This is a genomic window from Limnobacter sp. 130, assembly GCF_902506325.1.
Lineage (GTDB): Bacteria > Pseudomonadota > Gammaproteobacteria > Burkholderiales > Burkholderiaceae_B > Limnobacter.
Genome location: NZ_LR732330.1, coordinates 765,715 through 788,955, shown reverse-complemented (window position 1 = coordinate 788,955; position 23,241 = coordinate 765,715). Strand labels below are relative to the sequence as shown.

The following is a 23,241-nucleotide window of genomic DNA, read 5'->3' as shown; positions in this document are numbered from 1 at the left end:
GTTGTTGGTTTTTATTGTTGTGTGCAGGATCAAAGCGAGAGATAACGCCCTTTCGAGGTTTTAATCCTTGCATTATTTTGATTATCTTATCGGAACATATCAGGGTACAGAACTCATTCACGTCGGGGCACCTCCCAAATTGTGTTAACCCCGCGACAAAGGCCCTGATGAACCGACCACCCGTAAAGTTTGAATTCTCCAAATCCACACACACCAGCGACATGGTTGCAGGTGCCAGACAAGCCGCAGTTGCCGTGAACCGCAGTTTGTTGAGCGACGACAATGCCGATCGTGAGTTTGAATTCAACGACAAGGATTTTGCCCGTGTACGCGCACTCATTCTGAAGATTGCGGGCATCTCATTGGCACCCAGCAAACAAAGCATGGTGTACAGCCGCCTGGCCCGACGCTTGCGTGCTTGCAATCACAACCGATTCTCCACGTATCTGGATGCGCTTGAATCCAATTCAGGCAATCCGGAATGGGAGCACTTCACCAATTCGCTGACAACCAACCTGACCTCGTTTTATCGCGAGGCTCATCACTTCGAGATTCTGAAAAAGCAATTGCAATCGCTCTCGCGCAATGCCCGAATCGAGCTGTGGTGCAGTGCCGCGTCCACCGGTGAGGAGCCCTACACCATGGCGATCACGGCCATGGAAGCTTTCAACAGCATGAATCCGCCTGTGCGAATCCTCGCCACAGACATCGACACCAAAGTGCTTGAGCATGCCAAAAAGGGTGTTTACCGCATGGATCAGGTCGACAAAGTTCCGGATGAAATTCTGCGAAAGTATTTTTTGAAAGGCAAGGGCGAAAGCGAAGGGCTGATTCGTGTGCGCCCTGAAGTGCAAGCATTGTTGACATTTCGCAAGCTGAACCTGATGGACAATGTGTGGTCCCTGAGGCCCGGCTTTGACGCCATTTTCTGTCGAAATGTCATGATCTATTTTGAGAAAGATGTGCAATTGCAAATCCTCAAGCGATTCGCTCCCCTGATGAATCAGAGCGGCCTGTTGTATGCAGGGCACTCTGAAAACTTCGCCATGGCGCGCGACTATTTCACCTTGCGTGGTAAAACCGTGTACACCGTGAATGCCGACAAAGCAGTCAAAACCAGCACCGGCGGAGAAGGTCAGGCACGTCAGGTTACAGCATGAGCACAGGGCTGTTAATTTCACCCCCGGTAACAACTGCACCGCCCCTGGTGAAAAAAATCATCATGCCTGGCGATTATTTCGTGTCATGGGCACCCGCTGAAATCGCTACCCTGTTGGGGTCCTGCGTGTCAGCTTGCGTGTGGGACAGTCATCGAAAAATTGGTGGTCTGAATCATTTCATGTTGCCCGACTCGCCATCCGAGGCGCGCACACTAGCCGACAAAACCAAATCGCTGCGTTACGGTTTGTATGCCATGGAATGCCTGATCAACGACCTGTTGACCATGGGTGCAAAGCGGGAGCACCTCAGTGCCAAAGTATTTGGTGGTGCCAATATTACGGGCGTATTGAATACCCGGCACGTGGGTCGCCGCAATGCAGAATTCGTGATCGAGTTCCTGAGGAAAGACAAAATCAAAGTGGTTGCGTCTGATCTGGGTGGGCCACACAGCCGCCGTATTCGTTTCAATACCCAAACCAGCGCAGTGCGTGTAGAGCGAGTGGCCAGCGCCAACTCAGCGGCACTGCAGCAGGAAAAACGATACAGCGAAAAGATTAACAAAGACCCCGTCAATGGCGACATTGTGTTTTTCTAAGGGCTCATGTGATGAATAAAATCAAAGTGTTGGTGGTAGATGATTCGGCCTTGATCCGAAACCTGATGAGCAAAATCATCAATTCACAGCGCGACATGGAAACCGTGGCCACAGCCCCGGATCCATTTATTGCCCGAGACCAAATCAAGAAATTCAATCCCGATGTGATTACACTTGACATTGAAATGCCCAAAATGGACGGCATTGAATTTTTGGAAAAAATCATGCGCTTGCGGCCCACGCCAGTGTTAATGGTGTCTACTTTGACTGAGCGCGGAACCGATGTAACCTTTCGCGCCCTTGAACTTGGAGCTGTTGATTTCGTGACTAAACCCAAACTGGACATTAGCCAAGGCATGATCGATTATGCCAACGAAATTACCGACAAAATTCGCGCTGCCTATGCGGCCCGTTTTCGCCTGAATCGATTGCCTTCGAAGCCCGCTGCGCAGGCAGCGACGGCTCAAGCTGATCCAGTCACTGGCATGGTGGTTCCTGCCGAGGTGGCCAAGCCTGTGCCCACCAACAACGCCTTGGGTAATCGCTTTGCAGCCACTGAAAAACTTGTGTTGATTGGTTCGTCCACAGGTGGCACCGAGGCCATTCGGGTCATTCTTGAACAGTTGCCCAAAGACAGCCCCGCGATCTTGATTACCCAACACATGCCAGCCGGTTTTACCAAAAGTTTTGCGGACCGCTTGAACCAGGTGTGCAATATCACCGTGAAGGAAGCAGTGCATGGTGAACGCGTTTTGCCCGGCCATGCCTACATTGCACCGGGTGACCGACACTTGTTGTTGGGTCGCAGTGGTGCCAACTACATTTGCCAGTTGTCCGATTCTGAGCCAGTGAATCGTCACCGGCCATCGGTTGAAGTGCTGTTCAAGTCAGGGCAGGAAGTGTCGCCCCGCAACATTGTGGGCATCATGCTCACCGGCATGGGCAAAGACGGCGCACAGGCCATGGCCGACATGAAAAAAGCCGGTTCCTACAATATTTGCCAGGATGAGGCCAGCTCAGTGGTGTTTGGTATGCCGCGGGAAGCGATCGCTTTGGGTGCAGCCGATGAAGTGGTTCCCCTGAACCAGATCGCCAGGCGCCTGCTCGACTACCTCTCCAAAATCGGAGGGCGTTCAGCCGTTCGAATTTGACCTGGTGGACAGCCAGTTTTTCAGGCTGTCCATGTCCATGGGGCGAGAAAACCAATAGCCTTGCAGCCTGTCGCAACCCATCTGAATCAGGCTTTCCCGCTGCTCTGCAGTTTCAATGCCTTCCGCATGCACAATCAGGCCCAATGCATGTGCAAGATCAATCACAGCCTTCACAATCATGTGGCTGTTTTTGTCCTCCAGCAAATCCATGACAAAACTTTTGTCGATCTTCAACACATCCACTGGCAGTTGCCGCAAGTAATTCAGCGACGCGTAACCCGTACCAAAATCATCCATCGCAATTTGCGAACCCTGCGCTTTCAGTTGGTTCAAAGCATCGACCGTGCGGGCCATGTCATCAATGGCCGCGGACTCGGTGACCTCAAACTCAATCCACTTGGGGTCCAGGCCTGCATTGCGAACGGTTTGTTGCGCTTTGGCTGGAAACTCCGGGTTAAGAAGCTGACCAGCCGAGCAATTCACCGCGCACCACAGCATGTGGCCTTGCTGGTGTAACTCAAGAACCTTCTTGCTGCTCGACTCAATCACCCAATCGCCTAGCGCATCAATCAGGCCTGAGTCCTCGGCTACTCCAATAAACTCGCTCGGCATGATCCGACCCAGTTCCGGGTGGGTCCACCTCACCAGGGCTTCAAGTCCGCAAATGCGGCCGGTTTTAAGGTCTTCAATCGGCTGAAAGTCGAGCACCAGCTCATTGCTCTCAATGCCTTTGGCCAAACCCAGTTCAATGGTTTTGCGTCGCTTGGCCAAGTCATGAATTTCAGCATCAAGAACATTCAATAGTTCAAGTCCGCGAGACTCAATCACATGCGCCACCGATAGCGCATGGGTGACCAACTCGGCTGCATGCTGACCATGCACACCGGGGCGAGCCAGCCCCAAACGCATGTTCGGGCGAACAGCAATGTTGTCGACCGTGAACACACGGTTCAGGTTGGCTTCAAACTCGCACAGTGTGTCGGCGATCAAGGTGTTGTCTGCACTCCAGTCGAGCTTATTGGTTAGCACCACCAACACATTGTCAGACCATCTGCACAGAATGTCCTGCTTAAAGGTGTCCCGAACTCGCTCCACGATTTTTTCAAGCATATTGCGCCGAATTCGCGGGTCTACTTCCGGGCGGCGTGCCTGGTTTCTGGACACATTCACGCTTAGCATGCACAGGTCATTGTCATCGCCTGAATGGGTACTCAAACCCGACAAAGTTTTCACCAAACCCTGGCGGTTCAAAAAGCCCGTGGCGGCATCAAAATAAACAGCACGCCTGTGGGCTTGCTCAAGCAATAGTTTTTCCCGGCGAAGCCTGTGCGTGTGAATTTCCCTGCGAACCGCAGGAATCAGTCGTTCGGGTTTGGATTTCTCGACATAATCGCGCACACCTTCGTGCATGGCTTGCACGCCCAGTGCGTCGTTCGCCAAACCCGAGAGCAGAATCATGGGGGTTTCAGGCCGCAGACTTTGAACTATTTCAATGGCCTTCTCGTGCGTCAGCTGGGGCATGGAATAGTCACAAATCACCAGGTCGGGCTCGATGTCGTTCAGCGTTGTTTTCAGCGTTTCCTCGCTATGCGCATGGCGAACAATCGCTGTTTGCCAGGTTTTCACGAGTTGACGCTTGATCAATAGAAAATCATCGTCGCTGTCGTCGACAACAATGATTCTGGGCGCTTCCTGTTCTGTTGTCATTGAAGGTTTTATGATGGTGTTATTGGCAAAGAAACAGCCGCTTTCCTGTATCCTGCACACTTCTGCAGAGGCTGTCTAGTCGGGCAATTCACGAGAAAAGACATGAGCAAGGCTTTCACCAAAGAAAACGATTCAGAATTTGAGGACGATGGCCCCGATGCAGGCCCCGCACTTCCCCAAGGCTTGAAAAATTACATCACGCCAAAAGGCTATCGCCGTTTGCGCGATGAGCTGACTCATCTTGTGAAAACCGAAAGACCCGAGGTTGTTTCGGTGGTGTCCTGGGCGGCCTCCAATGGCGATCGTTCCGAAAATGGCGATTATCTGTACGGTAAAAAACGTTTGCGTGAAATCGATCGCCGAATTCGTTTTCTCACCAAGCGCACTGAAATTGCCGAGGTGGTAGACCCCGCCACGCAGCAAGAACTCGAGAGCATTTTCTTCGGTGCCACGGTCACCTACATCAACTCAAAAGGTGATGAACTCACTGTGAAAATTGTGGGCGTTGATGAAGTGGATACTGCCAAAGGACACATCAGCTGGATTTCGCCTGTGGCGCGTGCGCTGTTAAAAGCGAAAGAGGGTGATGTGGTGTACCTGATGACCCCAGGTGGTCGGGATGAGCTTGAGATTGTCGAAGTGCAGTATGTGATCGACTGACTCTTGATCTGAACTTGAAAGGTCACAGCTACGGTTTCCTGCTGGTTTCTTGCTAACTCGGCGTGGGTTACTTGTGCCGCACTGAAAACCGCTGAATCCCTTTTTGAAATTCCCCCTGACTCACCTCGCTCGGCAAAAGGGCGGGCCGAGTCTCGGTGCCGGCCAATGGCCGACCGTTGCGGTTGAATTCAAACGGGGCGGTTTTCTTGAAGTGCGCCCCAAGCAATCCCACTGCCGAGTTGGCTTAAACCGGCGCCAGCGTCTCTCCATCTCCCCGCGCAGCTCACCTCTGTTCAACGCCCAATCGGCGGCGGTGTTTCGATCGCCTCGCCTTCAAGAAAACCTGCCCTTGCGTGCCGAGCAGGGCCGGTGTCGCCCGGCATGGGCGACAGAGAACGAGCCCGACCCGCTTTTTAGGAGGGTCGTTCTCAGGCATCGAAAGGCTCAGCAAGGGAAATACAGGTTTTCAGGCGAGAGATCGGAACCCAAGCCGATCGGGCAGTTAACAAGCGGTCGAGCGATCAGCACCCAAGCCGATCGGGCTATTCAAACCAGAAGGTCAGTGTGTCGCAGTGTCCGCAACCGGCAAGCGCACCTTGGCAAAAGCACGGCCTTTCACGCGGGTTACTCGTTCTACGTATTCAAGCCTGCGCAGCGCCATCAAGATGCGCGCCAAGTGCACACGGTCAGTCACCTGAATGGTGAAGTGCAACAGCTTGCGGTAGGCCGTTTCATCGCTCATGGTCAGGTTGGTAATGTTGGCACCTGCATCAGACAAGGTGGCTGCAATGGTGGCCAAAGCGCCTTTCTCGTTCACGGCCTGCAAGTCAACATTGACGTCGAATGGGCGTGTAATTTCCGGTGACCACTGCACATCAGTCCAGCGCTCGGGTTCTTTGCGAATCTGTTTGCGGGCTGTTTCGCATTCATCGGTGTGAATGATCAGGCCCGAGCCTTTTCGCACATATCCAATAATGTGATCCCCGGGAATCGGCAAACAACAGGGTGCGCGTTGAACCGACATGCCTTCTCCACCGTGAATCATAATCGGCACTCGCGGCTCACCGGTATTGGCAACTTGCGCATCCACCCGCGCATCCGCACGGCCCATGGCAATCAGCACTCGGCGGGCAACAACAGGGGCCACACGGCGACCTGCGCCAACATCAGCCAGAAGTTCATCGCGGGTGCTGACCTGTGAATCTTTTTGCAAACGGTCCCACACCTCATTGCTCAAATGTTCCAGCTTGATTTGGTCCGCTTCCAAAGCCTGTTCCAGCAGTCGGCTTCCCAGGCGAACGGTTTCTTCAAGATTCATCGACTTCAAATAGTGACGAATCTCGGATCGGGCCTTGCCTGAACGCACAAAACCCAGCCAAACCGGGTTGGGGCGGCTGTGTGGGGCTGTAATAATTTCAACCACATCGCCGCTTTTCAAAATGGTGCGCAGCGGTTCGATCACCTGATTAACCCGTGCGGCCACGCAATGGTTGCCCACATCGGTGTGCACTGCATACGCGAAATCGACCACAGTGGCTCCCCGGGGCAGACTCATGATCTTGCCGTTGGGGGTGAACACGTACACCGCATCGGGGAACAGGTCCACCTTGATGTGTTCCAGAAACTCGGCTGAATCGCCGGTTTGGTTTTGAATGTCGAGCAGGCTTTGCAGCAGGCGGTGGGTTTGGGTTTGAATGGTGTTCAGCGCCTCGCCTTCGCCTTTGTACAGCCAGTGCGAAGCCACGCCTTTTTCAGCCACCTGGTGCATTTCTTCGGTGCGAATCTGGAATTCAACCGGTGTGCCATAAGGGCCCAGCAAGGTGGTGTGTAAACTTTGGTAGCCGTTCAGCTTCGGGATCGCAATGTAGTCTTTGAACTTGCCCGGTACGGGCTTGAATAGCTGGTGCAACATGCCCATGGCCATGTAACAGCCGGGCATGTCTTTCACCACCACCCGGAAACCGTACACATCGAGCACCTGCGAAAAGCTCAGGCGCTTTTCAATCATTTTGCGGTAAATGCCGTACAGCGCTTTTTCTCGACCAAACACTTGGCACTCAATGCTGGCGTCGTCCAGGCATTTTTCTACCGCTTCCAGAATTTTGCTGACCACCTCGCGGCGGTTACCACGCGCTGCCAGCACCGCTTTTTTCAGCACCTCATAGCGCATGGGGTAGGCATGCTGAAAGCTAAGTTCTTGCAGTTCGCGGAAGATTTCATTCAAGCCCAGTCGGTGGGCAATGGGGGCGTAAATTTCGAGGGTTTCTAAGGCAATGCGGCGTTTCTTGGCGGGACTCATAATGTCGAGCGTTCGCATATTGTGCAAACGGTCGGCCAACTTCACCAAAATAACGCGCAGGTCGCGGGCCATGGCCAGCAACATTTTGCGGAAATTCTCGGCTTGGGCTTCTTCCCTGGAAGAAAACTCCATTTTGTCGAGCTTGGAAAGCCCATCCACCAAATCGGCCACTGATCCGCCGAAGCGCTCGATCAAATCTTCCTTGGTGGTGCCAGAATCCTCCATCACATCGTGAAGCAGGGCGGCTTGAATGGCTTGGCTGTCCAGGCGCCAACTGGCGCAAAGTTCAGCCACAGCAATGGGGTGGGTTACGTAAGGCTCACCTGTGGCGCGGAATTGCCCCAGGTGTGCAACGTCAGAAAACTTGTAAGCCTCGCGAACACGCCGAATCTCTGCCTCGGGTAAATATGTCGAGGCAAGTCCTATTAGCTGTGCGATAGAGACCACGTCGGGTCGGTTTGGCTCAGGTTGAAGTTCTCTGGCTTGCATTGCCCCCCGCATTTTGTACCACTCTTACAACTTTAACTACGATCTTCTATTGTGCAGTCTTACTTCTGGTCCGGCAAGACGATATTGACTTCCAACATCTCCATATTGCCTTGTTTTTGAAGGTTAAACTTCACATCTTCTTGATCAATTTTGACGTATTTGGCGATCACCTGCATCAATTCGTCCCGCATTTGGGGCAAAAAGTCGGGGCCGTCCTGATCTACACGTTCGCGCGCGATAATCAAAGACAGTCGTTCTTTTGCAACATTGGCAGACTTTTTCTTCTCGCCAAACAGCATGCTCAGTAATGACATCACCTTAACCTCCAAACAAGCGTTTCAGCAGGCTGGGCTTTTCGTAGTCCACAAACTGCAGCGGTTTGGTTTCGCCCAGAAAGCGAGAAATACAGTCTTGGTAGGCCAAAGCTGCATCGTTTTCCTCGGCGTGAATTACAGGCATACCCTGGTTGGAAGCCTGCAACACGGTTTCACTTTCAGGAATAACACCCAGTAGCGGCACACGCAACAGGTCGGCCACATCCGAATAGCTTAGCATTTCGCCATCGGCTGCACGCTTGGCGGAATACCGGGTAATGAGCAGGTGCTCCTTCACGGGTTCGCCGCCTTCTTTGGCGCGCTTGCTTTTCGCCTGCAAAATGCCAATGATGCGGTCGGAATCGCGAACCGACGACACTTCCGGGTTGGTCACAACAATCGCCTCGTCGGCGAATGTCAATGCCATCACTGCGCCGCGTTCAATGCCGGCGGGGCTGTCGCACACAATGTACTCAAAGCCCATTTCGATCAGGTCTTTGATTACTTTTTCCACGCCTTCTTCGGTCAAAGCGTCTTTGTCCCGGGTTTGGGAGGCGGGCAAAATCGACAACATTGGGCAATGTTTGTCTTTAATCAGGGTTTGCTGCAAATTGGCTTCGCCGTTGATCACATTGACCAGGTCGTAAACCACGCGGCGTTCACAACCCATGATCAGGTCAAGGTTGCGCAAGCCCACGTCAAAGTCGATCACTACCGTTTTAAAACCACGCAAGGCAAGGCCTGCGGCAAAACTTGCGCTGGTAGTTGTTTTACCAACGCCACCCTTACCGGATGTAACAACAATGACTCGACTCACAAATGGTCTCCTAGCGGATGTTGATGGCTTTGAGTCGCAATACTGCCGGCTCGGTGCCATGGTCAAGATGAATTAATGTAGGTTTGGATCGGTTTTCTTCAGGAAAACCGCCCTCGAATGTTAAGTAGTAACCCGCCACGGCCACCAGTTCCGCTTCGAAGCTGGTGGAAATGATGCGGGCTTGGGTGTCTCCTGCTGCACCGGCCAGCGCGCGCCCCCGCAACACTCCGTAAACGTGCACATTGCCATCTGCGATGACTTCAGCGCCAGCAGACACCTGTCCCATGACAATCAGATCGGCGCCTTGGGCATAAATTTTTTGGCCACTGCGCACGGGTTGATCGATCACCATGGTGCGGCGGGCCTTGTCGAAACTGGGCACAGCCGGGTGGGTGGCTGGTTCGGAATCGGCTTTTTGTGCGGTGCTTGCTTTGGCAGGTGCTTCTGGTTCGGGCGCGGCCACAGCAGTTACGGCCCCAGCAGGCGCTGGCTCGGCAAGATCCGCTTGCCCAACTTCGAACCGAAGGCCCAGTTCTTCGGCTTGAGCCTCAAGGGTTTCGCTTTGGCCTCGCACCTCAACCAGCAGCACGCCGGCAGCCTTGAGCATGTCAGCGTAGGCTTTTAATTCAATGCCGTGTTCAGTCAGTTCGGTGTCATTCCAGGCGGAAAAGTCGAGCACAGCCGGTTCGGCAGAGTACACGCCGGGGGTGGGGCCAAGTCGTTTTTTCAGGGCATCGAGGCTTTCTTGCAGTGGCGCAGGGCGCAAGGCAATGGTCACAGCCTTGATTTTGGCGAATTTGATGTCCAGCGGTGCTGAAGAAGGTTTGTTCAAGGTAATCGAAGTCCGGGGATGCTGAGCTATCGGGCAGCTGAGTTTTCAGTCAATTTTACGAACAAAGCCCGAGCCGTGTGCCGGTCTCGGGCTTTTTTGAATGCAACCTTGCCCGAATTAAATGGGCACGCGTTTCAACATTTCGATACCGATTTCACCAGCAGCGATTTCACGCAGGGCGGTTACTGTTGGCTTGTCTTTGTCGGACTTTACTTTGGGTGTGTGGCCTTGGGCCAGCATGCGGGCGCGGTAAGTGGCGCACAGGGCCATGTCGAAACGGTTAGGGATCTTTTTCAAGCAATCTTCAACGGTGATGCGGGCCATCTGGTGTCCTTACAGTCCAATACTTTTGAGTTGCGCCCCGTGGCGCGCCATTTGCTGATTGAAACGGCAACGGGATGCGAAGACGATCGATTTCAGCTCTAACAGAGCCTGTGTGAAATCATCGTTAAGGATAACATAATCAAAGCGTCTCGCCTGCTCGATCTCGAGTTGTGCGGCACCCATTCGCTTCAAAATCACCTCTTCCGTGTCTGTGCCCCGTCCGCGAAGCCGTTTTTCGAGTTCCTCGATGCTGGGGGGAAGAATAAAGATGGACACCACATTCTCTACCTTGCGCACCACTTGTTCGGCACCTTGCCAGTCAATTTCAAGCAGCACATCGCGGTCAATGGCCATTTGCCCTTCAACCCAGGCGCGCGATGTACCGTAATAGTTGCCATGTACGTGTGCCCATTCCAGAAAGCCGTCCTGGTCGCGAACCGCTTCAAATTCATGTTGGGAAATGAAATGGTAGTCTTTGCCGTCCACCTCGCCAGGGCGTGCCTTGCGGGTTGTGTTGGATATGGACAGGCCTATGCCCTGAACTTCAGCCAGTAGCGCCTTTACCAGCGACGATTTGCCCGCCCCAGAGGGGGCGCTGACAATAAACAGGCTTCCAGAATACTGTGGCGTGTGCTGGGGTTGGGCCAAGGCAGTCATGTGGTGTTCACAGATTGATCAACAAGCCGTGATTCTATTGGATTTCCCGTGCACTCGCCATGTTGACCGTTTATTCAGCGGGCTTGGCATGCTCGGTCAAAACAAACCAGGGCTTGGTGGATGTCTCGTCGCCGAACCCTGAGCCTTTGCTGACTTTGTAGCTTGAAATGGGCGCAGCAATCAACTCACGTTCATTGGGCAGCAATGCACTTGAAACCGATACGTCTTTGGCCAACTCGGATTGAACGATGCAACTGACTGTGCCAAACACGCTGGGAATCAGGGGGCCGGCAGAGTCATTTCGCTTGCTCATGCTCAGAAAATAGTCGGGTGTAAAAGGTTTGCCGGTTTTCTCTGCCTCCAGCATGGCCTGAAACATGGGGGATGCAGGTTTCAGATTGTGTTGCGCTTCAGAGGACTGCACAGGCAATGCATTCAGAAAACTGACCAGCACAAGGCTACGGTCCAGCAGGTCCGAGTGCGATTGAGGCTCACCCTTGAACTCACCCCGCAAGAACTGATTCATTTGACTTGAGTAGCCATCGGTTGCGATGTAATCCCGAAGCACGCACCGTTCTGCGGTGCTGATCGGGTGCGCCATTGGGCCTTCTTTGGGTACATTGGGCAAGATTGCAGGGGCTGAAAGTACCTCGATTCGCTCTTGTGCCGACAAGGTGTTCTCAAATTTGTAGTGATCACCCACCTTTATTCTGGGAATCTCACCCTGGCTGGAATTGCCAATTTCCAAACGACCGCTTTTGATGAGGTCCATGTCTGCCAGTTTTTCCTGACCTACCCTGAACTGCGCCAACTCGCTGCGTTGCATGCGCAGTGTGGGGTGAAATAACAAAGCCTGCGCACTGCCTGCTTGCCCCTTGGCCACCAAAAGCAGGCCCGCGATTCGCGGGTCTTTGGCGGCTTGGGGTAACACGTGTTTCAGGATTTGGTTAAGCAGCGAAATGGGTGTGGTCATTGGGCACGGTCTCGAACAGGGGTAAGTTCGATTGGGTGCCCAAGTATTCAGATTGGTTCAGTTCAGTACCAAATTCAGTGTTTATTCAATGTTCTGAACTTGCTCGCGGAACTGTTCAACCAAAACCTTTAAATCAATACTGGCCTGGGTTTGGGCAATGGCGTGGGCTTTGCTGCCCAGTGTATTGGCTTCACGGTTCAATTCCTGGGTTACAAAGTCCAGTCGTTTGCCAATAACCCCACCTTTTTTCAAAATGCGGCGCACCTCGGTGAAGTGGGTTTGAAGCCGTTCTACTTCCTCTTTCACATCAATGCGCACACTGTGCAGCGCCACTTCGTGTTTGATGCGTTCTTCAAGGTCTTCCACGGTTAAGTGGCCGGCTTTGTCATTGATGATTTTGTCGAAGGCCTCGGTCATGCGTTCCCGAATTTTGCCCTCGTAGTGGGCCAAAAACTGGGGCAGCATGGGTAGCAGGCTGTTCACAATGGTTTCCATGCCGTCTACTTTTTCCAGCAATACAGTGGCAAGGCCAGCGCCTTCGCGCTCGCGGCTTTGTTTCATTGCATCAATGGCTTGGTCGCACAAGGCTGAAATGGTCTCTTGCAGTTCTTCACCACTCAGGCTGTTGTCTTCAACCACACCGGGCCAGTTCAACACCTCGGTAATGCGAAAGCCGTTCGCCTTGGGCAAGGCACTTTGAATGCTGGCTTCAAGGGCGGCCAGTTGTTTAACCTGCTCAAGATCTACTTTGGGAATTCTTTTCTCGCCTTCGGCACGCCCCCATGAAATGCGGCACTCCACTTTGCCCCGGCTCAAGGTATTCATCAGCTTTTCGCGAATCAGTGGTTCAACCGTGCGCAGGTCGTCGGCCATGCGAAAGTTCAGGTCCAGAAAACGGGAATTCACGCTGCGCAATTCCATGCTCAAGGTGCCAGCACGGGTGGTGCTTTGCGCGTTGGCAAAGCCTGTCATGCTGTGTACTGCGGCGGTGTTTTTGCTGTCCTTGCTCATTTGCGGCCTGTGCGTGTGTGTCGGTGGTGCATGGATTGTAAACTCTGGACTGGTGCTTGTTTTCTGTGGGGGTGTTTTTGTCGGGTCGAATCATTGCCCATTTGGACATGGACGCCTTCTACGCCAATGCTGAACTGGTGCGCAACCCAGCCTTGCGGGGTTTGCCTGTGGCTGTGGGTGGTCGCCGTGGCATGCAGCCACTGCCAGGTCAGCAATTCCCAACCCTTGCGCAGTACGAGGGGCGCGGGGTGTTGACCACCGCCAATTACGAAGCGCGCGCATTGGGGTTGCACTCGGCCATGCCCACCATGAAAGCCGCCAAGCTGGCGCCCCACGCCATTTTATTGCCAGCCGATTTTGATTGGTACAAAACACTCTCGCGCCAATTCAAGGCCGCTGTGCGTGAATTGGCTCCGAACGTCGAGGACCGGGGAATTGATGAAATTTACATTGATTTAACCGAGGAAACTTCGGGTGATTTTGACGTGGCCATTGAACTGGCCCGTCAATTGAAGGTGGCCGTGACCAATGCCACTGGCGGCATGACCTGTTCGGTTGGGCTGTCTGAAAACAAGCTGACGTCCAAAATATGCTCTGACCTTCAAAAACCGAATGGACTCAGCGTGGTCCGCCCCGATCAGTTTCAGGAAATGATCTGGCCCTTGCCCGTTGGCAAAATCAACGGGGTGGGGCCCAAGGCACAGGAAAAGCTGAAAGCCATGGGCGTGAACAGCATTGCCGAGCTGGCCGCCCAACCCCTTGACTTGCTTCGGGAGCGTTTTGGTGAAAGCTATGGCTTGTGGATGCATGAAAGTGCCAATGGCATTGATCGCAGGCCAGTGACGCTGTATTCCGAGCCGAAAAGCATTAGCCGTGAAACCACGTTTGAGAATGACATGCATGTGCGCAGGCATCGGGACCAACTCACGCAGGTATTGACTCACTTGGCCGACAAACTGGCGCAAGACCTGGCCCGCAAGCAGCGCCTTGCAAAAACCATCGGTGTGAAAGTGCGCTTTGCAGATTTCAAATCGTTAACCCGCGATGTAACCACGGGCTTGACGACGAGTACAGCGGATGAAATTCTGCAAGCCGCGCGTGCCTGCCTGAAAAAAATTCCTTTTGAACAGAAAGGGGCACATTCAACCATTCGATTGCTCGGTATCAAGGCCAGTCACCTGATTACACCCGCCGATGCAGCGCTTGAGCAGGCTGCACAGGAAAACCGCCGCAGCAAAGGGCAGGCCCAGTTATTTCTCGACCTTGAAGATGCGCCATAATGCGGGCACGACAATTGGTTATGCACTGGAGAATTTGAATGACTACCACCACAGCCCGCCCCGATGGACGAAGCCCCCACGCCCTGCGAAAAATCAGTCTTGAGCGCAATTACACCAAGCATGCAGAGGGTTCGGTCATGGTGCGTTTTGGCGATACGCATGTGTTGTGTACCTGCAGTATTGAAGACAAGGTGCCTGGCTTTTTGAAAGGTCAAAACCAGGGTTGGTTGACCGCCGAGTACGGCATGTTGCCCCGTTCAACCCATTCCCGCATGGACCGTGAAGCGGCCCGTGGCAAACAAAGTGGCCGCACGCAGGAAATTCAGCGTTTGATTGGCCGCGCCCTGCGTGCTGCGGTTGATTTGAACAAACTGGGCGAACGCACCTTGAAAATTGATTGCGATGTGATTCAGGCCGACGGTGGCACCCGCACCGCATCCATCACTGGCGCCATGGTGGCGGTGGCTGATGCAATTGGCAAGTTGGTGGCCAGTGGTGCTTTGGCCGAAAGCCCGATCAAACAATTTGTTGCTGCGGTTTCAGTGGGCGTGGTCAATGGCCAGGTGGCACTCGATTTGAATTACGACGAAGACTCCACTTGCGAAACAGACCTGAATGTGGTGATGACCGAGAAGGGCGGTTTTGTGGAAGTGCAGGGCACAGCCGAAGGTGAGGCTTTCAGCCGGGACGAATTGAATGGCATGCTCGATTCCGCAGCGGCAGGTATCGCTGAATTGGTTCGCTTGCAGAAAGCAGCACTTGCCGCTTGACCCGCAGGAAGGAAAAACGTCATGGCATTGAACAATGAATGGGTGCTGGCCAGCGGCAACAAAGGCAAGCTGCGTGAATTTCAGGACCTGTTTGCCCCTTGGGGCGTGAACTGGGTTGCCCAAGGTGAACTGGGCGTTCCCGATGCGGACGAGCCCTTTCACACCTTTGTTGAAAATGCATTAACCAAGGCACGGCATGCCAGCCGCCTGACCGGGCGCCCCGCGCTGGCCGACGATTCTGGCTTGTGCGTGCCTGCCATTGCTGGCGCACCAGGTGTGTTGTCGGCCCGCTATGCCACTTTGTTTGGGCAGGAAAAAAGCGACGCCAACAACAATGCTTGCCTGGTTGAACAGCTTAAAGGTGTTGAAGACCGGCGCGCTTATTTTGTGTGCGCCATGGTTTGGGTGGCCCATGCCGACGACCCCACACCCACCATTGCCCAAAAAATGTGGTGGGGCGAAGTGATCGACGTGCCGCAGGGTGAACATGGATTTGGTTACGACCCGCATTTCTGGCTTCCTGAACACCAATGCACTGCCGCGCAAATGCCCAAAGAATTGAAAAACAGATTCAGCCACCGTGCGCAGGCCACACAGGCCTTGCTTGTTGAGTTGCAACAGCGCCTGGGTTTAAAGAAGGTGGGTGCCTAAATGGAACAGGGCAAGGGCGACGACAAGCCAACTTTCATGGCAACCTCGGCCAGCAATCTTGTTGGCCGCGTGTTCATGCCCAGCGAACTTCGTTTCGCCGCCATGCCACCACTGGCGCTTTATATTCACCTGCCTTGGTGTGTGCGCAAATGTCCATATTGCGATTTCAACAGCCACCTGGCCCCGGAAAGCAAGCTGCGCGAAGTGGGCATACCCATTCACGCTGACATGCAGCCTGCCGCGGGTGAACAAGGGTTTGCAGAATCCTTGCCACTCGACTTGCAACGCCGCTACCTCAATGCGCTGGTGGCGGATCTTGATCAGCAGTTGCCCAAAATTTGGGGTCGAAAGCTGTATTCCATTTTTATTGGGGGCGGCACGCCTTCCTTGTTTGCACCCGAGTTGATTGATGAGTTGCTGGGTGCGGTGCGTGCGCGCCTGGGCATGCCGCAAAGCGGCGAAATTACGATGGAAGCCAACCCGGGTACTTTCGAGCAAGCCCGGTTCGAGGGGTTCCGCAAAGCAGGCGTGAACCGGCTTTCAATCGGTGTGCAAAGTTTCTCTGATTCTCACTTGAAGGCCTTGGGCCGGGTGCACAACAGCGGACAGGCGGTGGCTGCCGTACGCAGTGCTGTGGCCTTGTTCGATGAAGTGAATATTGATTTGATGTACGCCTTGCCCCACCAGAATGTGGAGCAGGCGCTGGCCGATGTAGAGCAGGCCGTGGCGCTGAACAGTTCCCACTTGAGCCTGTACCAGCTCACCATGGAACCCAACACCCTGTTTGCTGCCAAACCGCCACCGTTGCCCGACGATGACACTTTGATCGACATTGAAGAGGCGGTTCACCACGCAGCAAAGGCAGCAGGCTTTGAGCAGTACGAAATTTCAGCCTTTGCCAAACCTGGGCATCGTTGCCAGCACAACCTGAACTATTGGGGGTTTGGCGATTACCTGGGCATTGGTGCCGGGGCCCACGCGAAAATCAGCTACCCCAACCGAATTGAACGTGAAACCCGTCACCGCAACCCGATGGCTTACATGGAAGAAATGGAGGGCGCAGCGCAGCCCCTTGAAGTACGCACCTTGGCTGTGAAAGAACTGCCCTTTGAATTCATGCTGAACGCCTTGCGTTTAAGCGATGGTGTGCCGGAAAGCTGGTTTGTAGAGCGCTGTGGCAGACCATTAAATGATTTGCAGAAACCATTGAAAATGGCGTTGGACAAGGGTTTGATTGAAACCCAACCCGGCGTATTCAAACCCACCGAATTGGGCTTTCGTTTCCTGAATGATCTACAGGAAATGTTTTTGACTGGCTAGCTTAGTTCAAATGGCGCGTTTCAGGCCGTTCGATAATGCTGGGCACACTCTTGAAATGCAGGCCCCAATCGGCTTGCCCACATGTTTTGATCAACAAGTCGGCAAAGCCGTGTTGCAACTGTTCGGCCATGCGCATTTCAAACCCCTTGCCACTGCCGGCCACCAGCTTCAACACCAGGTCGGTGTTGTGCGCCTCGCCGCTGGGGCGAAGTTCAATTTGAGTGATCAGCAGCGGGTCGGAACCCAGGGGGGTTGTGGTGTTTTTGTCCTGAAACGGGCTTTTGAAGTCGGCTGAATACAGCGACACCTCCCGGCTCATTTCCAGCAGTGCTTTGCGGCCCGCATCATTTAGCGGCCTGTCGCTGGCCAACAGCTTTTGCATCATTTCATCCAGGCTGGGTATCAGCATGCGCACCATGCGCCGTGTCAGCCACACCCGAACCTCCTGATTTTCAGACGAGTTGATCCGCATCAATATACGGTCGTGTTCAGGCGCATAGGCTACTTGGAGTTGTTTGATTTGCATGGCAGCGTACTTGAAAAATAGTGCAAGTCATTTGTGTTGGCGTTATCTTGAAATCACCACGCTCGCCCACACATACGGTTCATGGGTATTGTGACTCAAAATTGTTAAGAAGGGTTTGCACACATGCGTTTAGATCGACTCACCACCAAGTTTCAGGAAGCTTTGGCCGACGCCCAAAGCCTGGCCGTGGGAAAAGACAACCCCACTGTTGAACCTGCACACGTGTTGTTGGCCATGCTCAAGCAGGGCGAAGGATCGGTGCGCGGGGTGATCAGCAAGGCAGGTGGCAATCCGCAGGTGCTGATCAAGGGCGTTGAAGCCGAGGTGAACAACCTGCCCCAAGTGGCCAACAATGCCGGGCAAATCCAGATTGGCAGCAAATTGCAAGCCGCCCTGAATTTGACTGACAAAGAAGCGCAGAAGCGTGGCGACCAGTTTATTGCCAGCGAGTTGTTTTTGTTGGCTTGTTTGCAAGACAGCACAGGCTTGGCCAGGGTGATGAAGGAAGCGGGTTTGAATGCCCAGTCGCTGAACACTGCCATTGAACAGGTGCGTGGCGGTGCTGCAGTAGACAGCGCTGATGGCGAAAGCCAGCGCGAGGCTTTGAAAAAATACACCATTGATTTAACCGAGCGTGCCCGCAAGGGCAAGCTTGACCCCGTGATTGGTCGTGACGATGAAATTCGCCGCGCCATTCAAATTTTGCAACGCCGCACGAAAAACAACCCGGTGCTGATTGGCGAGCCAGGGGTGGGTAAAACCGCCATTGTGGAAGGCTTGGCCCAGCGCATTGTGAATGGCGAAGTACCCGATACCTTGAAAAACAAGCGGGTGTTGGTGCTGGACATGGCGCTGTTGTTGGCTGGTGCAAAATACCGGGGCGAATTTGAAGAACGCTTGAAAGCCGTGTTGAAAGACGTGGCCGCCGATGAAGGCCAAACCATTGTGTTTATCGACGAAATTCACACCATGGTGGGTGCAGGCAAAGCCGAAGGCGCAATTGACGCTGGCAATATGTTAAAGCCCGCACTGGCCCGCGGTGAGTTGCACTGTATTGGCGCCACCACGCTGGATGAATACCGAAAATACCTTGAAAAGGATGCCGCACTTGAACGCCGTTTCCAAAAGGTATTGGTGGGCGAGCCCAGCGTTGAAAGCACCATTGCCATTCTTCGTGGCTTGCAGGAACGTTATGAGTTGCACCACGGCGTGGACATTACCGACCCCGCCATTGTGGCCGCAGCCGAGCTTTCTCACCGCTACATCACAGATCGCTTCTTGCCCGACAAGGCCATTGATCTGATCGACGAAGCTGCCGCCAGAATCAAGATGGAAATTGATTCCAAACCCGAGGAAATGGACAAGCTTGATCGCCGCATTATTCAATTAAAAATTGAACGCGAGGCCGTGAAGCGTGAGCAAGACGAGGCCTCGAAAAAGCGCTTGGCTTTGATCGAAGAGGAAATTGTTCGCCTTGAGCGCGAATACGCCGACCTGGATGAAATCTGGAAAAGTGAAAAAGCAGCAGTGCAGGGCAGCGCAGCCATCAAAGAGGAAATTGATCACATTCGCGCAGAAATTGAACAGTGGAAGCGCAAGGGCGACTGGCAAAAGGTGTCTGAACTTCAGTACGGCAAATTGCCTGATCTGGAGAAAAAACTAAACGATGTGAAAGACAACGAGGGTGGCGAGAAGAAACCCAACAGGTTGTTGCGCACGCAAGTTGGCACCGAGGAAATTGCTGAAGTGGTGAGCCGAGCCACGGGCATTCCGGTCAGCAAAATGTTGCAGGGTGAACGCGACAAGTTGCTGCAAATGGAAGCGGCCTTGCACATGCGTGTGGTGGGGCAAGACGAAGCGGTTACCTTGGTATCGGATGCCATTCGCCGCTCGCGTGCCGGGCTTTCCGACCCCAACAAGCCTTTGGGTTCATTCCTGTTTTTAGGCCCCACGGGTGTGGGTAAAACCGAATTGTGCAAAGCCTTGGCGGGCTTCCTGTTCGACTCAGAAGACCACCTTGTTCGCATTGACATGAGTGAGTTCATGGAAAAGCACACGGTGAGCCGCTTGGTGGGGGCGCCTCCAGGGTACGTGGGTTACGACGAAGGCGGTTATCTGACCGAGGCTGTGCGCCGCAAACCTTACAGCGTCATTCTGCTGGACGAGGTGGAAAAGGCCCACCCCGATGTATTTAACGTGCTGTTGCAGGTGCTCGACGATGGTCGTTTGACCGATGGGCAAGGCCGCACTGTGGACTTTAAAAATACGGTAATCGTGATGACATCCAACCTGGGTTCGCATGAAATTCAACGTTTGGCCGGGCAAGACGGCGAGTTGATCAAAGCCGCGGTGATGGAAGAAGTGAAGCAACATTTCCGCCCGGAATTCATTAACCGGGTTGATGAATTGGTGGTGTTTCATGCCCTGGACAATGCGCACATTGCCAACATTGCACGCATTCAGTTGCATCGTTTGCAACAGCGTTTGGCAAGCCGCGACATGCGCCTAGAGGTAAGCGAAGCAGCATTGGCTGAAGTAGTGAAGGCTGGCTTTGATCCACTGTATGGTGCAAGGCCTTTGAAGCGGGCGATTCAGCAGATCATCGAGAACCCCGTTTCGAAGATGATTCTGGAAGGCCGGTTCGGTCCAAATGATGTGGTGCCCGTGGATTTCAAGGACGGTGCATTTACGTTTGAACGTGTGGTGCACTGAAGTAATCGTCGGGAATCTGCCTGCTGAAGTTATCCGAAAAACTCGGCAGGCTTGATTCAATCGAGTGGCGGGCCAGGTTAAGTGCCTGGCCTGCAACCAGCCTTGGCAGGCCAGAGTACGGCACCAAGTCGTGCTCGGGTTTGTCGAGTTGATTTCCTGCTTCATCGCGAAAGTAGCTGCTGGTTCTGTACAGGCTCTCGTACTCGTCTTCTTTTAGTCGGGCTGCGTAGCACTCAATTTTTTCCAGCGGGTGTGGCCGGCCAGTTTCTTTTAAATATTCCACCTTGGCTTGTCGAACGGCCTCAAGGCGTCCAACGCCGTCGAGCGTGATCAATCGATCGGCGCTTGCGCAACCAATTTTCAAAGCGCCTGTTGAGCCTGCCAGAAAGTTCATGGCATCCAGATGAATTGTTTTGTCTGTTGGGTTGGTTTTCATCCAAGCCAGAATGCGGCTTGCCCGTTGCGCTGTTTTTTCAATCGCTTCCCCATCAATGCTGTGCTGTGACCGAATTGCTGCAATTGGAACGTGTACCAGGGTGTAATCCGTGTTGCTTATTTTTCCGGTAATCCAGGCAGAGGTGTTGTGACGCTTTACCCGGGCCGGGCATGCAATGGCTGTCAGCAGTCTTGGCAAGGCTTTGAAGTTGCCAAATTTTGACAGCATGGCGAGCATTCCTCCGCTGTCGACTTCTTGCAGTGTTTGGGCGGATTGATCTTGCTGTAATTGACTGGCAATGGCTTTTGCTGAAATCGAAATTGCCTTGCCTGTGAGCTGACTTTGAGTGTTTACCGGGGAGGAGGAATTTGAATTGACGTTGGGCGTATTGGATATCACTTGGCATTTACCTGGCAGCTTCAATACCTGTCGGTGTCATTCAGGGCCGAGAAAGTTCTGCCCTGAATGATTGCCTTGGGTCGAAGCCTTAGTGTGCGGCCGCGTACATCGCCTCGCCAGCCTCAACCGGGTTGCCGGTCTTGTTGAATGTTTCCAGCCACACGCCGTAGTTGTGCACAGTGGGGTCTTGCCAGGGGTGAAATCCTGGCTTGAAATAGTTCAGCAACTTGGGCAGCAAACTGCTGTACAAGCCCTTGGGACCCAGCAGCCACACCAGGCCCTTGGCGTACATTTTGAACCGGGTCCAGCCTTTGAATCCATCGGTTCCCAAAATGATCCAGGTGAACACCAAGGTGTGCAGCGTGAAATTGAACATGGCGTGAGCCATTGCCAGGCTGCGTTTGAAGTAGCCTACCTTGGCAACTTTTTGCATCACGTCAAATGCCACTGCTTTGTGTTCCATTTCCTCAACAGCATGCCATGCCAGCATGGCGCGCACGCGGGGGTCTGCACCGGCCATCACTTCTTTGCGGGCAAAGAACATTTCAGCCATCATCGCTGTGAAATGTTCAAGCGCAGCTGTCATGGCCAGGTTGTATTCAGGGGAAAGCACCTGCAGGCGGCGATTCATGATTTTGGTGATCACGTGCAGCATTTTGTCCACCGGCACGCCTTGTTCTTTCAAGCGTTTGTTGTAGTCGGTGTGCACCTTGCCATGCTGGCCTTCCTGAAAAGAAAAGTCCTTGACCGCTTTCAGCAATTCGGGATCGGTGATTTTGTCTTTGAAGTTTCGCACGCTAGAGATGAAGTAACGTTCCCCGTCCGGAAAACTCATTTGTACGCCATCAATCACGCGGGTTTTGAATGCGTCTCCGTCCATCCAGTATCTGGGGATGTCGTTGTCGGTAATCCCAAAGTCCAGATCTTTGCGAACTACGATGTCTTCTTTGAACGATGTGGTTGTCATTGCCGCCTCCTGCTGCTTCGTTTGAATAAAGATTACAGAATCACCACGGCACACGATATGATTTGAAATGACAAATAAGGAAGAATTCACGACAAACTGAATTATTTAACATACTGGAGACAGGGTGGAAACCATCAATTTTCAAATGCTTGCAAGCCTTGCCAACGCAGCGCGGCGCTGCGACATTGATTTGAACAGTGTCATGCAAGAGCTGAAACTTGAAATCGACATGAGTGGCGATCCACGGCGGCGAATGTCGTTGCAGTGCTTTCACTCCTTGTTTGGGGCAGTGGATGCACGCAAACCAAGTCACCACTTTCCCTTGGTGTTTGGCGATTCATTCAATTTTGATGGTTTGCCTGAATTAGCAACTTTTGTAACCAGCGCCTCGACCCCCCAAGAGGCCATGCGCGTGCTGGATTGGTCGCCCAAGTTGCTGCATCCCAATTTGCATTTCAAAACCCTGAATCTGGGTGATGAGGCAGCGCTGGAAGTCAAAGTATCCGACCACACTGGGGTTAACGAAGACCTGCCCGGTTTTGTAGAGGCTGCCATGTCGGCCGTGTTGAAGTTCATTCACCTTCTCAGCCCTGGATCACACTTGATCAAGCGAATTGAATTTCGCCATGCACCTTTGACCCAAGAATCCGCCTATCAAGAGGTGCTTAAAACCACAGTCCTGTTTCAGCAGGCCAACAACCGCCTTGTGGTGCATTCCTCTGCACTCGATTTGCCTTTGCCTGGCGGAATACCTTCGGCGCACCACAAAGCGCAAGCCGTAATTTTGGACCGATTATTGCCTGATGTGCAGGAGCAAACGCTGGAAATACAAATCAAGCGACTGTTGAAGTCTCGCTTGAGTATGCTGAGTGAGCCAATACAGGTGATAGGCGAGGAGCTACACATTCACCCACGAACCTTGCAGCGCAGGCTTAAAAGCGAGGGCAAGTCGTATGCTGAAATTCTAGGGGCTGTGCGTCATGAACTGGCCTGCGAAATGTTGAAAGGCTCGGTGCTTGACATCGAAACCATTGCTGCAAACCTTGGATACTCAGACCGGCGAAGCTTTACCAGTGCCTTTGTCAAGTGGCAGGGTATCTCTCCCAGAGAGTTCAGAAATCAGCACTGAAACCTTTCGACCATGTTTACTGCCCGTATTTCATGTTTAAATTTTGGCTGTCAATAATCGC

22 protein-coding genes are annotated in these 23,241 nt (G+C 53.3%); 10 read left to right on the top strand and 12 right to left on the bottom strand.

Features of this window, described 5'->3' with window-relative positions; translation table 11 throughout:
• The first annotated feature begins 167 nt into the window (after positions 1 to 167).
• From FRIGORI9N_RS12665 to FRIGORI9N_RS12655, 3 genes are read left to right on the top strand one after another with little or no spacing between them, the layout of a single operon-like run.
• Positions 168 to 1,160: a CheR family methyltransferase gene (locus FRIGORI9N_RS12665; RefSeq protein ID WP_236550885.1), complete on the top strand. Its 993-nt coding sequence runs from the start codon at positions 168 to 170 to the stop codon at positions 1,158 to 1,160.
• The gene (locus tag FRIGORI9N_RS12660) at positions 1,157 to 1,756 is read left to right on the top strand and encodes a chemoreceptor glutamine deamidase CheD (RefSeq protein WP_159571661.1); all 600 of its coding nucleotides are present in this window, start codon (positions 1,157 to 1,159) and stop codon (positions 1,754 to 1,756) included. The genes FRIGORI9N_RS12665 and FRIGORI9N_RS12660 overlap by 4 nt, the downstream gene beginning before the upstream one ends.
• Positions 1,757 to 1,767: 11 nt before the next feature.
• Entirely contained in the window at positions 1,768 to 2,907 is a 1,140-nt protein-coding gene (locus tag FRIGORI9N_RS12655) for a chemotaxis response regulator protein-glutamate methylesterase (RefSeq protein ID WP_159571658.1), read from the top strand.
• On the opposite strand, the gene FRIGORI9N_RS12650 is transcribed toward FRIGORI9N_RS12655, so the two are convergent.
• On the bottom strand, positions 2,890 to 4,614 hold the full coding sequence (locus tag FRIGORI9N_RS12650; RefSeq protein WP_159571655.1) for an EAL domain-containing protein: 1,725 nt from the start codon (positions 4,612 to 4,614) through the stop codon (positions 2,890 to 2,892). The two genes, FRIGORI9N_RS12655 and FRIGORI9N_RS12650, sit on opposite strands and share 18 nt — an antisense overlap.
• Positions 4,615 to 4,716: 102 nt before the next feature.
• Here FRIGORI9N_RS12650 and greB point away from each other — a divergent pair, with 102 nt between their 5' ends.
• Entirely contained in the window at positions 4,717 to 5,274 is a 558-nt protein-coding gene (greB, locus tag FRIGORI9N_RS12645; protein ID WP_159571652.1) for a transcription elongation factor GreB, read from the top strand.
• A 559-nt stretch (positions 5,275 to 5,833) separates the two neighbouring features.
• Here greB and FRIGORI9N_RS12640 read toward each other — a convergent pair.
• The 8 genes from FRIGORI9N_RS12640 to FRIGORI9N_RS12605 all read right to left on the bottom strand — a co-directional run bounded on the left by FRIGORI9N_RS12640 (position 5,834) and on the right by FRIGORI9N_RS12605 (position 12,990).
• Entirely contained in the window at positions 5,834 to 8,062 is a 2,229-nt protein-coding gene (locus FRIGORI9N_RS12640) for a bifunctional (p)ppGpp synthetase/guanosine-3',5'-bis(diphosphate) 3'-pyrophosphohydrolase (RefSeq protein ID WP_159571649.1), read from the bottom strand.
• A 59-nt stretch (positions 8,063 to 8,121) separates the two neighbouring features.
• Positions 8,122 to 8,376: a cell division topological specificity factor MinE gene (gene minE / locus FRIGORI9N_RS12635; RefSeq protein ID WP_159571646.1), complete on the bottom strand. Its 255-nt coding sequence runs from the start codon at positions 8,374 to 8,376 to the stop codon at positions 8,122 to 8,124.
• Between the two features lie 4 nt (positions 8,377 to 8,380).
• A complete protein-coding gene (gene minD / locus FRIGORI9N_RS12630; RefSeq protein WP_159571643.1) occupies positions 8,381 to 9,193 on the bottom strand; it encodes a septum site-determining protein MinD in 813 nt (270 codons plus the stop codon).
• Positions 9,194 to 9,203: 10 nt separating this feature from the next.
• Positions 9,204 to 10,025: a septum site-determining protein MinC gene (gene minC, locus FRIGORI9N_RS12625; RefSeq protein ID WP_159571641.1), complete on the bottom strand. Its 822-nt coding sequence runs from the start codon at positions 10,023 to 10,025 to the stop codon at positions 9,204 to 9,206.
• A 117-nt stretch (positions 10,026 to 10,142) separates the two neighbouring features.
• Positions 10,143 to 10,349 carry a DNA-directed RNA polymerase subunit omega gene (gene rpoZ / locus FRIGORI9N_RS12620; protein ID WP_008251793.1) on the bottom strand — a complete coding sequence of 69 codons (207 nt, stop codon included), beginning with the start codon at positions 10,347 to 10,349 and terminating at the stop codon, positions 10,143 to 10,145.
• A 9-nt stretch (positions 10,350 to 10,358) separates the two neighbouring features.
• Positions 10,359 to 11,006, bottom strand: coding sequence for a guanylate kinase (gene gmk / locus FRIGORI9N_RS12615; RefSeq protein ID WP_159571638.1), 648 nt, complete (start codon positions 11,004 to 11,006; stop codon positions 10,359 to 10,361).
• Between the two features lie 70 nt (positions 11,007 to 11,076).
• Positions 11,077 to 11,979 (bottom strand): hypothetical protein, encoded by a 903-nt coding sequence (locus tag FRIGORI9N_RS12610; RefSeq protein WP_159571635.1) that lies wholly within the window; start codon positions 11,977 to 11,979, stop codon positions 11,077 to 11,079.
• A gap of 81 nt (positions 11,980 to 12,060) precedes the next feature.
• Positions 12,061 to 12,990, bottom strand: a complete 930-nt coding sequence (locus FRIGORI9N_RS12605; protein WP_159571632.1) for a YicC/YloC family endoribonuclease — start codon at positions 12,988 to 12,990, stop codon at positions 12,061 to 12,063.
• Positions 12,991 to 13,061: 71 nt separating this feature from the next.
• Between FRIGORI9N_RS12605 and dinB the strand changes: the two genes are divergently transcribed.
• From dinB to hemW, 4 genes are read left to right on the top strand one after another with little or no spacing between them, the layout of a single operon-like run.
• Positions 13,062 to 14,270, top strand: a complete 1,209-nt coding sequence (dinB, locus tag FRIGORI9N_RS12600) for a DNA polymerase IV (RefSeq protein ID WP_236550891.1) — start codon at positions 13,062 to 13,064, stop codon at positions 14,268 to 14,270.
• 38 nt (positions 14,271 to 14,308) lie between these two features.
• Positions 14,309 to 15,040 (top strand): ribonuclease PH, encoded by a 732-nt coding sequence (gene rph, locus FRIGORI9N_RS12595; protein WP_159571626.1) that lies wholly within the window; start codon positions 14,309 to 14,311, stop codon positions 15,038 to 15,040.
• Between the two features lie 21 nt (positions 15,041 to 15,061).
• Positions 15,062 to 15,691, top strand: a complete 630-nt coding sequence (gene rdgB, locus FRIGORI9N_RS12590; protein WP_159571623.1) for an RdgB/HAM1 family non-canonical purine NTP pyrophosphatase — start codon at positions 15,062 to 15,064, stop codon at positions 15,689 to 15,691.
• Positions 15,692 to 17,011, top strand: a complete 1,320-nt coding sequence (gene hemW, locus FRIGORI9N_RS12585; RefSeq protein ID WP_159571620.1) for a radical SAM family heme chaperone HemW — start codon at positions 15,692 to 15,694, stop codon at positions 17,009 to 17,011.
• 1 nt (position 17,012) lies between these two features.
• Here the strand turns inward: hemW and FRIGORI9N_RS12580 are convergent, their stop codons facing one another.
• Complete coding sequence (locus FRIGORI9N_RS12580; protein ID WP_159571617.1) at positions 17,013 to 17,537, bottom strand: hypothetical protein; 525 nt, start codon at positions 17,535 to 17,537, stop codon at positions 17,013 to 17,015.
• 123 nt (positions 17,538 to 17,660) lie between these two features.
• On the opposite strand from FRIGORI9N_RS12580, the gene clpB reads away from it, so the two are divergent.
• Entirely contained in the window at positions 17,661 to 20,249 is a 2,589-nt protein-coding gene (gene clpB, locus FRIGORI9N_RS12575; protein ID WP_159571614.1) for an ATP-dependent chaperone ClpB, read from the top strand.
• On the opposite strand, the gene FRIGORI9N_RS12570 is transcribed toward clpB, so the two are convergent.
• Positions 20,224 to 20,913 (bottom strand): hypothetical protein, encoded by a 690-nt coding sequence (locus tag FRIGORI9N_RS12570; protein WP_159571611.1) that lies wholly within the window; start codon positions 20,911 to 20,913, stop codon positions 20,224 to 20,226. The two genes, clpB and FRIGORI9N_RS12570, sit on opposite strands and share 26 nt — an antisense overlap.
• A gap of 259 nt (positions 20,914 to 21,172) precedes the next feature.
• On the bottom strand, positions 21,173 to 22,051 hold the full coding sequence (locus FRIGORI9N_RS12565; protein ID WP_159571608.1) for a metal-dependent hydrolase: 879 nt from the start codon (positions 22,049 to 22,051) through the stop codon (positions 21,173 to 21,175).
• A 124-nt stretch (positions 22,052 to 22,175) separates the two neighbouring features.
• On the opposite strand from FRIGORI9N_RS12565, the gene FRIGORI9N_RS12560 reads away from it, so the two are divergent.
• A complete protein-coding gene (locus FRIGORI9N_RS12560; protein ID WP_159571605.1) occupies positions 22,176 to 23,180 on the top strand; it encodes an AraC family transcriptional regulator in 1,005 nt (334 codons plus the stop codon).
• Positions 23,181 to 23,241: the final 61 nt, after the last annotated feature.